Source organism: Pseudomonas sp. OF001, assembly GCF_904426495.1.
GTDB lineage: Bacteria > Pseudomonadota > Gammaproteobacteria > Pseudomonadales > Pseudomonadaceae > Geopseudomonas.
In genome coordinates this window covers 68,212-81,596 of sequence record NZ_CAJGBM010000005.1, presented here as the reverse complement: position 1 = coordinate 81,596, position 13,385 = coordinate 68,212, and the positions used below count along the sequence as shown (strand labels likewise).

Annotated in this window: 13 protein-coding genes; 7 read left to right on the top strand and 6 right to left on the bottom strand. The window is 70.9% G+C overall.

Annotation, left to right across the window (positions count from 1 at the left end; genetic code table 11):
• From znuB to RA210_RS04580, 5 genes are all read left to right on the top strand, one after another.
• A complete protein-coding gene (gene znuB, locus RA210_RS04600) occupies nucleotides 1-789 on the top strand; it encodes a zinc ABC transporter permease subunit ZnuB (RefSeq protein WP_201485553.1) in 789 nt (262 codons plus the stop codon).
• A 36-nt stretch (nucleotides 790-825) separates the two neighbouring features.
• Nucleotides 826-1,221 (top strand): hypothetical protein, encoded by a 396-nt coding sequence (locus RA210_RS04595; protein WP_136490794.1) that lies wholly within the window; start codon nucleotides 826-828, stop codon nucleotides 1,219-1,221.
• A 112-nt stretch (nucleotides 1,222-1,333) separates the two neighbouring features.
• On the top strand, nucleotides 1,334-2,341 hold the full coding sequence (locus RA210_RS04590) for a methionine ABC transporter ATP-binding protein (RefSeq protein WP_201485552.1): 1,008 nt from the start codon (nucleotides 1,334-1,336) through the stop codon (nucleotides 2,339-2,341).
• Entirely contained in the window at nucleotides 2,341-3,009 is a 669-nt protein-coding gene (locus RA210_RS04585; protein WP_201485551.1) for a methionine ABC transporter permease, read from the top strand. Before RA210_RS04590 ends, RA210_RS04585 begins: the two co-directional genes overlap by 1 nt.
• 71 nt (nucleotides 3,010-3,080) lie before the next feature.
• Nucleotides 3,081-3,857, top strand: coding sequence for a MetQ/NlpA family ABC transporter substrate-binding protein (locus RA210_RS04580; protein WP_201485576.1), 777 nt, complete (start codon nucleotides 3,081-3,083; stop codon nucleotides 3,855-3,857).
• An 84-nt stretch (nucleotides 3,858-3,941) separates the two neighbouring features.
• On the opposite strand, the gene RA210_RS04575 is transcribed toward RA210_RS04580, so the two are convergent.
• The 5 genes from RA210_RS04575 to RA210_RS04555 form a co-directional block, all read right to left on the bottom strand.
• On the bottom strand, nucleotides 3,942-4,934 hold the full coding sequence (locus RA210_RS04575) for a 2-dehydropantoate 2-reductase (protein WP_201485550.1): 993 nt from the start codon (nucleotides 4,932-4,934) through the stop codon (nucleotides 3,942-3,944).
• A gap of 114 nt (nucleotides 4,935-5,048) precedes the next feature.
• On the bottom strand, nucleotides 5,049-5,813 hold the full coding sequence (locus tag RA210_RS04570; RefSeq protein WP_201485549.1) for a class II aldolase/adducin family protein: 765 nt from the start codon (nucleotides 5,811-5,813) through the stop codon (nucleotides 5,049-5,051).
• A 34-nt stretch (nucleotides 5,814-5,847) separates the two neighbouring features.
• On the bottom strand, nucleotides 5,848-6,888 hold the full coding sequence (locus RA210_RS04565) for a TRAP transporter substrate-binding protein (protein WP_201485548.1): 1,041 nt from the start codon (nucleotides 6,886-6,888) through the stop codon (nucleotides 5,848-5,850).
• Between the two features lie 141 nt (nucleotides 6,889-7,029).
• On the bottom strand, nucleotides 7,030-8,049 hold the full coding sequence (locus RA210_RS04560) for an AraC family transcriptional regulator (RefSeq protein ID WP_201485547.1): 1,020 nt from the start codon (nucleotides 8,047-8,049) through the stop codon (nucleotides 7,030-7,032).
• A gap of 79 nt (nucleotides 8,050-8,128) precedes the next feature.
• The gene (locus tag RA210_RS04555; RefSeq protein ID WP_201485546.1) at nucleotides 8,129-9,358 is read right to left on the bottom strand and encodes a nucleoside recognition domain-containing protein; all 1,230 of its coding nucleotides are present in this window, start codon (nucleotides 9,356-9,358) and stop codon (nucleotides 8,129-8,131) included.
• 158 nt (nucleotides 9,359-9,516) lie between these two features.
• Here RA210_RS04555 and RA210_RS04550 point away from each other — a divergent pair, with 158 nt between their 5' ends.
• Both RA210_RS04550 and wrbA read left to right on the top strand, forming a co-directional pair.
• Nucleotides 9,517-12,183, top strand: a complete 2,667-nt coding sequence (locus RA210_RS04550; protein WP_201485545.1) for an EAL domain-containing protein — start codon at nucleotides 9,517-9,519, stop codon at nucleotides 12,181-12,183.
• Nucleotides 12,184-12,230: 47 nt separating this feature from the next.
• Complete coding sequence (gene wrbA, locus RA210_RS04545) at nucleotides 12,231-12,827, top strand: NAD(P)H:quinone oxidoreductase (protein WP_136490785.1); 597 nt, start codon at nucleotides 12,231-12,233, stop codon at nucleotides 12,825-12,827.
• 10 nt (nucleotides 12,828-12,837) lie between these two features.
• Here the strand turns inward: wrbA and RA210_RS04540 are convergent, their stop codons facing one another.
• Nucleotides 12,838-13,374, bottom strand: coding sequence for a DUF3087 domain-containing protein (locus tag RA210_RS04540; protein WP_201485544.1), 537 nt, complete (start codon nucleotides 13,372-13,374; stop codon nucleotides 12,838-12,840).
• Nucleotides 13,375-13,385: the final 11 nt, after the last annotated feature.

The following is a 13,385-nucleotide window of genomic DNA, read 5'->3' as shown; positions in this document are numbered from 1 at the left end:
ATGCCCGAATTCCTGCTCAACGCCCTGCTCGCCGGGCTCGCCCTGGCGCTGGTCGCCGGCCCGCTCGGCTCCTTCGTGGTCTGGCGGCGCATGGCCTACTTCGGCGACACCCTGGCCCACGCCGCGCTGCTCGGCGTGGCGCTGGGCTTCCTGCTCGACATCAGCCCGACCCTGGCGGTGACCGTCGGCTGCATCGTCCTCGCCGTGCTGCTGGTGGCCCTGCAGCAGCGCCAGCCGCTGGCCGCCGACACCCTGCTCGGCATCCTCGCCCACAGCACCCTGTCGCTCGGCCTGGTCACCGTCAGCCTGCTCGACGAGGTGCGCGTCGACCTGATGGCCTACCTGTTCGGCGACCTGCTGGCGGTGGGCACGGCGGACCTGCTGTGGATGGTCGCCGGCAGCGCGCTGGTGCTCGGCGTGCTGGCCTGGCTGTGGCGTCCGCTGTTGGCGCTCACCGTGCACGAGGAGCTGGCCCGGGTCGAAGGCCTGCCGGTCGGCGCCCTGCGCCTGACACTGATGCTGCTGATCGCCGTGGTGATCGCCGTGGCGATGAAGATCGTCGGCGTGCTGCTGATCACCTCGCTGCTGATCATCCCCGCCGCCGCGGCGCAGCGCCATGCGCGCAGCCCCGAGCAGATGGCCGCCGGCGCCAGCCTGGTCGGCCTGCTCGCGGTGTGCGCCGGCCTGGCGCTATCCTGGTACCAGGACACCCCGGCCGGACCGTCCATCGTGGTCAGCGCCGCCGGCCTGTTCCTGCTGAGCTTCCTGCTGCCGCGCCGGGCGGTGTAGAATTGCCTACTTTCTGAACAGTCCGAGGCCTGAGCCATGACCCGTGCCCTTCGCTGCCTGCCGCTGCTCGCCCTGCTGCTGCTCGGCGCCTGCCAGAGCCTGCCGTGGAGCGAGGACGCGCGCGCCCAGGCCCGCGAGCGCCAGCAGTTCGAGCGCCTGCTCGGCGCCGGCGAACTGGAGGCCGCCGGAGTCACCCTCGGCCACCTGCGCGCCCGCGATGCGGCACAGGTCGAGCACTACCAGCGCCTGCTCGCCGACGCCTGGCTGCAGCGCAGCCAGCAGGCCCTCGAGCGCGGCGACCTGAACGCCGCCACCACCGCCCTGGCGCGGGCCCGCGCGCTGATGCCCAAGGCGCCGGCGCTGACCAACGGCCTGGGTGGCGCGCTGCAGCCGACGCCGCCGGCGGATGTCGGCGGCGAGATCGCCGAATAGAGACTCCCGTTCGATCAGCTATATCGATAGTCTTTCAAAGCATTTTCCGCACTAAAAGCGGGCCGCTAGACTCTGCCGCCAGGGCCCGTTCCCTCACCCACAAGGTTTTCCCGTGATCCACTTCGACAACGTCCACAAGGCGTACCGGGTCAATGGCCGCGACATTCCCGCCCTGCAGCCCACCTCCCTGCAGGTCGGCGCCGGCGAGATCTTCGGCCTGATCGGCCACTCCGGCGCCGGCAAGAGCACCCTGCTGCGCCTGATCAACCGCCTCGAGGAGCCCTCCGGCGGGCGCATCCTGATCGACGGCACCGACGCCACCGCCCTCGACGCCGCCGACCTGCGCCGCCTGCGCCAGCGCATCGGCATGATCTTCCAGCACTTCAACCTGCTGGCCTCGAAGACCGTCGCCGACAACGTCGCCCTGCCGCTCAGGCTGGCCGGCGAGCTGCCGGCCGCGGCCATCGACGCCCGCGTCGCCGAGCTGCTGGCCCGCGTCGGCCTCACCGAGCACGCGCACAAGTACCCAGCGCAGCTCTCCGGCGGCCAGAAGCAGCGCGTCGGCATCGCCCGCGCGCTGGCCCTGGAGCCGAAGATCCTGCTGTGCGACGAGGCCACCAGCGCCCTCGACCCGCAGACCACCGGCCAGGTGCTGCAGCTGCTGGCCGAGATCAACCGCGAGCTGAAGCTGACCATCGTGCTGATCACCCACGAGATGGACGTGATCCGCCGCGTCTGCGACCGCGTGGCGGTGATGGACGGCGGGGTGATCGTCGAGCAGGGCGCGGTGGCCGACGTGTTCCTCCATCCGCAGCACCCGACCACCAAGCGCTTCGTGCTGGAGGACGAGCACGTCGACGCAGACGCCCAGCAGGACGACTTCGCCCACGTGCCCGGGCGCATCCTGCGCCTGACCTTCCGCGGCGAGGCCACCTACGCCCCGCTGCTCGGCCAGGTCGCGCGCGACACCGGGGTCGACTACAGCATCCTCGCCGGACGCATCGACCGCATCCGCGAGACCCCCTACGGCCAGCTGACCCTGGCCCTCACCGGCGGCGACCTGGACGCCGCCCTGGCGCGCCTCGATGCCGCCGACGTGCATGTCGAGGTACTGCGCTGATGCTGGAGAAACTGCTGCCCAACGTGTTCTGGCCGGAGATCTGGCAGGCCAGCCTCGATACCCTGGCGATGCTCGGCGGATCCTTGCTGTTCACCGTGCTGCTCGGCCTGCCGCTCGGCGTGCTGCTGTTCCTCAGCGGCCCCCGCCAGCTGTTCGACAACCCGCCGCTGTACCGCCTGCTGTCACTGGTGGTCAACGTGCTGCGCTCGGTGCCCTTCGTCATCCTCCTGATCCTGATGATCCCGCTGACCGAGCTGATCGTCGGCACCTCGCTGGGCGCCGTCGGCGCCATCCCGCCGCTGGTGGTCGGCGCCACCCCGCTGTTCGCCCGCCTGGCCGAGACCGCGTTGCGCGAGGTCGACCGCGGCATCATCGAGGCGACCCAGGCGATGGGCGCCAGCACCCGGCAGATCATCCTCGCCGCGCTGCTGCCCGAGGCGCGCCCCGGCCTGCTCGCCGCGGTCACCGTCACCGCCATCACCCTGGTGTCCTACACCGCCATGTCCGGCCTGATCGGCGGCGGCGGCCTGGGCGATCTCGCCGTGCGCTACGGTTACCAGCGCTACCAGCCGGACGTCATGGCGGTCACCGTGATCCTCCTGCTGGTGCTGGTGCAGGTGCTGCAGAGCGCCGGCGACCGCCTGGTGATGCGCTTCTCGCGCAAGTAATCCGACCGGGCCGGCCACATCCGCCGGCCCGGCGTTCCATCCCACAAGGAGCCCCCTGAATAATGAAAAGCATGAAAAAACTGCTGGCTGCCGCGACCCTGTTCGCCGCCTTCTCCGCCACCGCCCAGGCGCAGACCCTCAACGTCGCCGCCACCCCGGTGCCGCACGCGGAGATCCTCGAAGTGGTCAAGCCGATGCTGGCCAAGCAGGGGGTGGAACTGAAGGTGCGCGTGTTCACCGACTACGTGCAGCCCAACCTGCAGGTGCAGCAGGGCAACCTCGACGCCAACTTCTTCCAGCACCAGCCCTACCTCGACGAGTTCAACGCCAGCCGCAAGACCTCGCTGGTCAGCGTGACCGGCGTGCACATCGAGCCGTTCGGCGCCTACTCCAGCAAGTTCAAGAAGCTCGACGAGCTGCCCGAGGGCGCCAGCGTGGCCATCCCCAACGACGCCACCAACGGCGGCCGTGCCCTGCTGCTGCTGGCCAAGGCCGGGGTGATCACCCTCAAGGACGGCGCCGGCATCACCGCCACGCCCAAGGACATCGCCGCCAATCCGAAGCAGATCCAGGTGCGCGAACTGGAAGCGGCCACCCTGCCGCGTGTGCTCAAGCAGGTCGACCTGGCGCTGATCAACACCAACTACGCCCTGGAAGCCGGCCTGACCCCGACCAAGGACGCCCTGGCCATCGAGGGCAACGACTCGCCCTACGTCAACATCCTGGTCAGCCGCGCCGACAACAAGGACAGCGAAGCCATGCAGAAGCTGGCCAAGGCCCTGCACAGCCCGGAAGTGAAGGCCTTCATCGCCGACAAGTACAAGGGCGCGGTGGTGCCGGCGTTCTGAGCGCCTTCTCCAGCCAGCCGATAAACAACGAAGCCCCCGCACCTGCGGGGGCTTCGCGTTTGTGGCCTGAACCGACCGAAGTCCTCAGCCCTGAGGCGCGGCCTCCGGATACAGGCCATGCACCCGCGCGAACAGCCGCGTCAGGCCGAGCAGGGCATCGATGTTCGGTGTCTCGACGCCCACGCGCCGGCCGATCTCCTGCACCGCGCCGACGATGCCGTCCAGCTCGATGGCGCGTCCCGCCTCGGCGTCCTGCAGCATCGAGGTCTTGAACGCGCCCAGCTTGCGGGTCACCGCATGGCGCTCGTCGGGGCTCTGGGTCACCTCGCAGCCGATCAGCCGGCCGATGGCGGCGGCCTCGCGCATAGCCGCCGAGCAGAACTGGCGCACCAGCTCGTCGTCCAGCAGGCGGTCGATGGTGGCGCCGGTGATGGCCGAGACCGGATTCATGGTCAGGTTGCCCCACAGCTTGTACCAGATGTCGTAGCGGATATCGGCGCTGACGGTGACGGCGAAGCCGGCCCTTTCCAGCAGCCCGGCCAGCTGCTGCACCCGCGCCGACGTGCCGCCGGCCGGCTCGCCGACGATCAGCCCGTTGCCCATCACGTGGCGCACCAGCCCCGGCTCCGGAGCGGTGCAACTGGCGTGCACCACGCAGCCGACGACCCGCTCCAGCGGGATGGTCCGCGCGATGGCGCCGCTCGGATCGACGCTGGCCAGCGGCGCCTCGAAGCCCGGCAGGCCCTGGCAGAACCACCAGGGCACGCCGTTCATCGCCGGCAGCACCAGCGTCTCGGGCCCGATCAGCGGCGCGAGGCGCGGCGCCAGATCGGCCAGTGCCTGGCCCTTGACCGCGATGATCAGCAGATCCTGCACGCCGAGCGCCTCGGCCTGCTCCTCGGCCGCCGCCAGCGGCGCCTGCAGCAGGCCCTCGCCGGTTTGCAGGCGCCAGCCGTGGCGGCGCAGCGCCTGCAGGGTGGCGCCGCGGGCCAGGGCGCTGACGCTGGCGCCCGCCGCGGCGAGCTTGCTGCCGAGGAAACCGCCGATGGCGCCGGCGCCGACAATACAGACCTTCATGCTCGATTCTCCTGTGAGGCCAAGGGAGCCTTATATGACCGTCGGCGGGCGCTCGACAAGAGCCACCGGGCAAAGGCCCCCGGGAGCGCCGACTCCCGGGGCGCCGCGGCGCACTCAGTGACGGTAGCCGGGATCGACGCGCTCGATCAGCCGGGTGAACGCGCAGAAGGCATCCTCGCCGGCGCCGTACTTCGGATCGAAGTTCAGCGAGTCGGCCACGCACTTGCGCAGCACCTGCTCGGGGATCATCCGCGCCTTGCCCATCGAGCGGGTCGCCAGCTGCACCTCGCAGGCGCGCTGCACCAGCCACATCAGCGAGAAGGCCTGCGCCAGGGTTGCACCGATGACCACCGGGCCGTGGTTGCGCAGCAGCAGCACCGGCTTGCCCTGGGCACTGTCGAGGATGCGCTCGCCCTCGCCGGCATGCACGGTGATGCCCTCGAACTCGTGGTAGGCGATCTTGCCGAACAGCTGCGCGGCGTAGAAGTTGCTGAACTCCAGGCCTTCCTCCAGGCAGCAGACGCCCATGGTCGGCGTGGTGTGCACGTGCATCACGCAGTGCCCATCGGCCACACGGTCGTGGATCACCCCGTGGAAGGTGAAGCCGGCCGGGTTGATCGGCCAGTCCGAGTGGCCGATGACGTTGCCCTGCACGTCGACCTTGACCAGGTTGGAGGCGCACACCTCGGAGTAGTGCAGGCCGAAGGGATTGGTCAGGAAGTGCTTGTCCGGGCCCGGCACGCGCAGGGAGATGTGGTTGTAGATCGACTCGGACCAGCCGAGATGGTCGAAGATCCGGTAGGCGGCGGCCAGTTTGACCCGCGCCTGCCACTCCGCTTCGCTGAAGCGCTGCGGACGCTCGTAGTAGTTGTTGCTCATGCTTCTCTCCTCCTGAAGGGGTCTTGTCGGGGGTTCAGCGCGCCGCCTGGGCCTGCGCCGTCAGGGCACGCGCGGCGTCGAGCAGCGCCTGGCCGTCGATGCCCTTGGCCGCCGCCTCGGCGACCCACTGCTGCTCGACCGGGCGCAGGCGCTCGAGCACCTGGCGGTAGTCGTCCTCGGCCAGGCGATGGACCTCGTGGCCCTCCTTGATGACCTTCTGTCGCGTCGCCTCGCCGGCCTCGTCCCACACCTGGCCGAAGCGCTCGACCAGGGCCAGCCCGCTGTACTGGTCGACGATCAAGCGCAGGTCGGCCGGCAGGCGGTCGTAGGTGCGCTGGTTCATCAGCATCGCCAGCACGGTGGCGCCCAGCACCGGCTGGTCGGCGGGGGTGTCGAGGTGATTACGGGTGATCTCGTCCATCTTGGTCGGCGCCAGCACTTCCCAGACCGCCGAAGCGCCATCCACCACGCCCTTGGACAGCGACTCGGTGACCAGCGCCGGCGGCATCGCCACCGGCACCACGCCGAGCGCCTCGAGGGTGCGCGAGATGGTGCGGTTGGGCGCACGCAGGCGCAGCCCCTGCAGGTCGGCCGAGCTGCGCAGCGGACGGCTGGTGGTGTGCAGGTTCATGCCGCCGTCGCCGTGCAGGGCCAGTACCTTGTAGGCCGCGTACTCGTCGGTCAGCTGCTGCTGGTAGAAATTCCAGATCACCCGCCCGGCGGCCAGACCGCCCTGCGGCAGCACGCCCGGCAGCTCCAGTGCCTCGGTCTTCGGGAAGCGCCCGGCGGCATAGCCCGGCGCCGTCCACACCACGTCGGCCACCCCCTGGCGGACCTGGTCGGCCAGCTTGGCCGGGGTGCCGCCCAGCTGCATGGACGGATAGATCTGGCAGACCAGGCGGCCGGCCGAGGCCCGCTCGAGTTCGTCGCACCAGGGCTGGATGACCTTCTGCTGGGCGCTGGAGGTACTGGGCAGGAAATGCGCGACCTTGAGGGTGACGGGAGCGGCCAGGGCGGAACCGGCCGCGCAGGACAGCGCCAGGGACACGGCCAGGCGCGTGAGCACGGGCTTCATGGGGAACCTCGCAGATTGTTGTTCTTGTAGGCGCCGCGCGGGGCGCGGCGGTCAGGCAGGTATATCCTGGCCGAGCGCGCTGCGCAGGCCTATCCACATCCGGCCGTGGCTGTCCGGATCGGGCGGGAATCGCTCAGGTGCTCAGATACGGCGCAGCGTCGCCGAAGGCGCCTCGCCGAAGCGGCGCAGGTAGTCGCCGGCGAAGCGGCCGAGATGGCCGAAGCCCCAGTGCAGGGCGATGCTCGACACGCTCTCGTCGGCGCGGGCCTGCTGCAGGTGGCGGCGCACCGCCTGCAGGCGCTGCTCGTGCAGCCAGCGCATCGGCGTGGTCTGGCGGAACTGGCGGAAGCCCGCGGTGAGGCTGCGGATGCTGGTGCCGCTGGCCTCGGCGATGGCCGCTAGGGTCAGCGCCTCGCCGAGATGGCCGCGCATGAACTCCTCGGCGCGGCGCACGTGGCGGGGCGCCGGCAAGGGCGGGGCGGCCTGTTCCAGGGCTGCATGGTTGTGCGGCTGCTCGGTGAGCAAGAGGAGCATCGCCATCTCCTCCAGCGGGCCGAGCAGCGCCGGCGCCGAGGGCGTGCCCAGCTGGCTGGTCACCAGGCGCAGCAGCGCCAGCCAGCGCTCGTGCAGGGCGCTGTCCTGGGCGATGGCGGGATGGAAGTGCATCGGCCCGTGCAGGGGGCGCTCGTAGAGGCGCTCGAACAGGCGTTCGATGGCCGGGCGGCCGATGCGCAGGTTGAGCCGCCAGCTGTCCGGGCTGAAGCGCTTGGTCACCGGCGCCTCCGGCGAGTCGACGACGATCAGCCCGGCGGCGCCCTGCACCTCGTCGGCGCGGGTGCGGACCTGCGAGTGGCCGCACAGTTGGGTGGTCACCAGCACGAAGTCGGTGGTCCAGGCCTGCTCCAGCTCGACCTCGGTGCCGAACGACAGGCAGCTCAGCTCCAGGCTACCCAGCGGCTGGCGCGCCAGGCGCATCTCGAAGGCCGCCGGGTCGCCGTGCAGGTGCATGCGGTGCGGGCTGTAGCTCTCGTGCAGGCCGCTCGAGGCCTGCACGGGGTCGCGGGTGCTCAGCCGCCACTGCGCCGCCTGGCGCAGCTGTTCGGCGCGCTGACTCAGGCTGTCCAGCTCGGCGAGCAGCGGGGCGGCGGCAGGGGACATCATGGGCGGCGAACTCCGGCGAACGTGCCTGCCATCTCTAGCACGCAGGCCGGCACTCGCCAAGCCGCCGGCCGTCGTGCCCTCAACCGAAGAACCAGTAGCACACGCCGATCGACGCCAACACCCCGGCCAGGTCGGCGAGCAGCGCGCAGCCCACCGCGTGGCGGGCGCGCTGGATGCCGACCGCGCCGAAGTACACGGCGAGCACGTAGAAGGTGGTTTCGGTGCTGCCCTGCATGGTGGCGGCGACCAGCGCCGGGAAGCTGTCGACGCCGTGGCTCTGCATGGTCTCGATCAGCATGGCGCGCGCCGCGCTGCCGGAGAACGGCTTGACCAGCGCGGTAGGCAGGGCGTCGACGAAGCGGGTGTCCCAGCCGAGCGCCTCGATCAGCCAGCGGATGCCGTCGAGGCCGAACTCCAGCGCCCCGGAGGCGCGCAGCACGCCCACCGCGCAGAGCATGGCGACCAGGTAGGGCAGCAGGTTTTTCGCCACCTCGAAGCCTTCCTTGGCTCCTTCCACGAACGCCTCGTACACCGGCACCCGCTTGAGCGCGCCGAACAGCAGGAAGGCGAGGATCAGGCCGAACAGGGTCAGGTTGCCGAGCAGCGAGGACAGCGAGGACAGCGCGGTGGCCGACAGCCCGGCGAGGAAGGTCATGAATGCACCGAGGGCCAGCGCGCCGGTGCCCAGCCAGGCCAGCACCACTGGGTCGTGCAGGCGCAGGCGCTGCATGAAGGCCACCGACAGCAGGCCGGCGAGGGTCGAGGCGCTGGTCGCCAGCAGGATCGGCAGGAACACCAGGGTCGGGTCCGCGGCGCCCTGCTGCACCCGGTACATGAAGATCGACACCGGCAGCAGGGTCAGCGACGAGGCGTTGAGCACCAGGAACAGGATCTGCGCGTTGCTCGCCGTGGTCTGGCTGGGATTCAGCTCCTGCAGCGCGCGCATGGCCTTGAGACCGATCGGCGTCGCCGCGTTGTCCAGGCCGAGGGCGTTGGCGGTGAAGTTGAGGGTGATCAGGCCCAGCGCCGGGTGGCCGCTCGGCACCTCCGGCATCAGCCGGCGGAACAGCGGCGCCAGCAGCACGGCGAGGCGCTCGACCAGCCCGGCGCGCTCGGCGATGCGCAGGAAGCCCAGCCACAGGGTCAGGGTGCCGAACAGCACGACCATCACCTCGACGGAGAGCCTGGCCATGGCGAACAGGCTCTCGACCATGGCGGCGAACACGCCGGCATCGTCGCCGACCAGCCAGCGACCGAAGGCGGCGACGGCCGCGATGACGAAAAAGCCCAGCCACAGGCCGTTGAGCATGGTGAATCTCCCCCGGATCAGGCGACCGATGATAGCGGCCTGCAGCGGCCAGGGTCACCCGCCCGCTGGTACGGCGGGCGCAAAGACCTTGCGTTCCGTGCGTGGTCGGCCCCACCGCGCTGTGGCACCATCGCCCGACAGGATGGGGGGATTTCCACATGGCCAGGTTGTCGCGCACGCCGTTCATTCGTCTGGTGACGCTGAGCTACTGCCTGCTGGGACTCGGCTGGATATTCCTGTCCGACAACCTGCTGGCGCTGTTCACCGACCGCGACGCCCTCCTGCTCGCCTCGAGCTGGAAGGGCGGCCTGTTCGTGCTGAGCACCACAGTGCTGCTGTACCTCGCCCTGCGCGCGGTGCCACCGCCGACGGCCGATGGCGTCGCCGCGCAGCTCGACCGCCTGGCCATCGCCGCGACGCCACGACGGCGGGGCTGCGTCGCCTGCCTGTTCGCCGTGGCCCTCACCCTGGCCACCCTGGGCCTGCGGCAGAGCCTCGACGGCCTGCTCGACGGCCGCCCGCTGCTGATCCTGTTCATCCTGCCGGTCGCCCTCAGCGCCCTGCTCGGCGGCCTGCGCTCCGGCCTGCTGGCCACCCTGACTGCCGCGCTCGGCCTGGCCTTCCTGTTCCTCGCTCCGGCCGGCGAACTGGCCGTCGACTCCCAGGCCGAGCGCCTGCAGCTGTTCTTCTTCGTGCTGATCGGCGCCGCGCTCAGCGTGATCATCGAGCAGCTCAGGCGCACCCGCGAGGGCCTGGACTTCAACCGTCGCCTGCTCGACGCCATCGTCTCGGGCACTCCGGACGCCATCTTCGTCAAGGACCGCGCCGGCCGCTACCTGCTGACCAACCGGGCCGCCGCCACCTTCTTCGGCCGCTCGCCCGCCGAACTGATCGGCAAGACCGACGACCAGCTGTTCTCGACAGCGACCGCCAGGCTGATCGCCCGGCACGACGCCGAGGTGCTCGCCAGCGGCCAGGTGAGCACCTGCGACGAGGCGCTGGAAAGCGAGCAGGGCCGCCGCCTGGTGTTCTCGGTCAGCAGGGGGCCGCTGCTCGACGAGACCGGCGCCGTCTCCGGGCTGTTCGGCATCGCCCGCGACATCACCGAGCGCCAGCGCATCGAACTGGCCCAGCGCGAAGCGGCGGCGCTGTTCGAGTCCAGCTACGAGGGCATCATGGTGCTCGACGGCGAGCGACACATCGTCCGCGTCAATCCGGCGTTCACCCGGATCACCGGCTACAGCCCGGCCGAGGCGCTCGGCCAGCAGCCGGTGTGGCTGGCCGCCGATACCACCAGCAGCGACGATACCCCGTGGCGCAGCCTGCAGACGCAGGGCTTCTGGAGCGGCGAGGTGTGGAGCCGGCGCAAGAACGGCGAGCGCTACGCCCAGCTGCTGTCGCTGTCGGTGGTGCGCGACGACGACGGCAGCGTGCGCCACTACGTCGGGCTGTTCTCCGACATCAGCCCGCTGAAGAACCACCAGGCCGAACTGGACCGCGCGGCGCACTACGACCCGCTGACCGGTCTGCCCAACCGGCGCCTGCTCGGCGACCGCCTGGAGCAGGCCATCGCCCGTGCGGCGCGCTCCGGCAAGACCCTGGCGGTCTGCCAGTTCGACCTCGACGACTTCCGCCAGATCAACGAGCGCCACGGCCACGCCGCCGGCGACCAGCTGCTGCGCGCGGTGGCCGACAATCTGAAGGCGGCGCTGCGCGCCGACGATACCCTGGCCCATCTCGGCGGCGACAGCTTCGCCCTGCTGCTCACCGACATCGACGCCGCGCAGGGCTGCCCGGCGCTCCTCGACCGCGTGCAGGCGGCCATCGCCACCCCGCTGACCGTCGCCGGCAGCCAGCTGCACGCCACGGCGAGCATCGGCGTCAGCCTGTACCCCGAGGACAACGCCGACGGCGACACCCTGCTGCGCCATGCCGACCAGGCGATGTTCCTCGCCAAGGAAGCCGGCAAGAACCGCTACCACCTGTTCGACCCGGAGAGCGACCGCAAGGCCCAGTGCCAGCGCCGCCAGCTGGAGCGCCTGCGCCTGGCCCTGGCGCGCGGCGAGTTCGTCCTCCACTACCAGCCCAAGGTCGACCTCGGCGATGGCCGGGTGATCGGCGTCGAGGCGCTGATCCGCTGGCAGGACCCCGAGCGCGGCCTGCTCGCCCCCGGCGCCTTCCTGCCCTACATCGAGGCCGTCGAGGCCATGGAGCGCGCGCTCGGCGACTGGGTGCTGGCCAGCGCCCTGGCGCAGCTCGAGCAGTGGCTGCACGCCGGCCTGCAGTTCAGCGTCAGCGTCAACATCAGCGCCCACCAGCTGATGCACGCCGACTTCGTCGACGACCTCCAGCGCCTGCTCGAGCGTCATCCGCAGGTGCCGCGCGAGCGCCTGGAGCTGGAGATCCTCGAGACCGCGGCGCTCACCGACCTGCTGCGCGCCATCGCCGTCATGCAGCGCTGCGCCGCGCTGGGCGTGCGCTTTGCCCTCGACGACTTCGGCACCGGCTACTCCTCGCTGACCTACCTGCGCAAGCTGCCGGTGGACACCCTGAAGATCGACCAGAGCTTCGTGCGCGACATGCTGGTCGACCCCGACGACCGCGCCATCGTCGACGGCGTGATCCGCCTGGCCGCCGCCTTCAACCGACACGTGATCGCCGAGGGCGTGGAAACCATCGAGCACGGCCTGGCCCTGCAGCGCCTCGGCTGCCGCCTCGCCCAGGGTTACGGCATCGCCCGGCCGATGCCGGCCGAGCAGCTGCCCGCCTGGCTGCGCGACTGGCAGGCCCAGGCCGCCTCGCGGCGCTTGGTCGCGCAATCCTGAGCGCCTGCTAGGCTGAACGGGCATTCCCCCTGCCTGGAGAGCGGCCGATGAAGAAGATCCTGGTGCTGTACTACTCGATGTACGGGCACATCGAGCAGATGGCCGAGGCGGTGGCGGCCGGCGCCGCCAGCGTGCCGGGGGTCGCGGTGACCCTCAAGCGCGTGCCGGAGACCATGCCCGAGGACCTCGCGCGCAAGGCCGGCGCCAAGCTCGACCAGCAGGCGGCGGTGGCCACGCCGCAGGAGCTGGCCGACTACGACGCCATCCTGTTCGGCACGCCGACCCGCTTCGGCAACATGGCCGCGCAGATGCGCAACTTCCTCGACCAGACCGGCGGCCTGTGGGTCAAGGGCGCGCTGATCGGCAAGCTGGCCAGCGTGTTCACCTCCACCGGCACCGGCGGCGGTGGGGAAACCACCATCACCTCGTTCTGGCACACCCTGGCCCACCATGGCATGCTGATCGTCGGCCTGCCCTACAGCGCCCCGGAGCTGAGCGACGTCAGCGAGCTGCGCGGCGGCTCGCCCTACGGCGCGGCGACCATCGCCGGCGGCGACGGCTCGCGCCAGCCCAGCGCCAAGGAGCTGGCCCTGGCGCGCTTCCAGGGCGAGCACGTGGCCAGGCTGGCGGTGCGCCTGCAGTAGACCGCGGGCCCTAGCGCCGCGGCGCGGCGTGGCGCTTCACCGCCTCGAGCCAGGCCGGGTCGAGACGCGGCTGATCGGGGTCCAGCCCCTGCGCCACCATGGCCGCCTGGTGCGCGTCGATCTCGCGGACCATCTGGCTGAGGCCGCTGGAGTTGCCGTCCAGCTGGTGCATCTGCGTCACGCCCAGGTGGTAGAAGCGCAGCAGCTTCATGGCGGTCGGGTCGCCGGCCGCCACCCCGGCCTGCACGTGGTGCATGACGTTGGTGACGCTCATCAGGCTGCGCTTGAGCTGCCAGCCGTACACCGCCGCGGCCATCCACGGCTGGGTCCAGAACACCCGGCGCACCAGCAGCACGGTGAGCAGCAGGCCGGCGATCACCCCGCCGAGGTTCCAGCGGAAGTTGTCGCCGCCGGGCTCGCCGAACAGCAGCACCGCCAGGCCGGACAGCAGCATGGCCAGAGGGGCGAACACCAGCAGGATGGTCAGGGTGCTGCGGCGGGTCTGCCGGCGGTAGGCTTCCGGGCCGATCGGCTTGATCTCGAACATGGGTTCCCTCG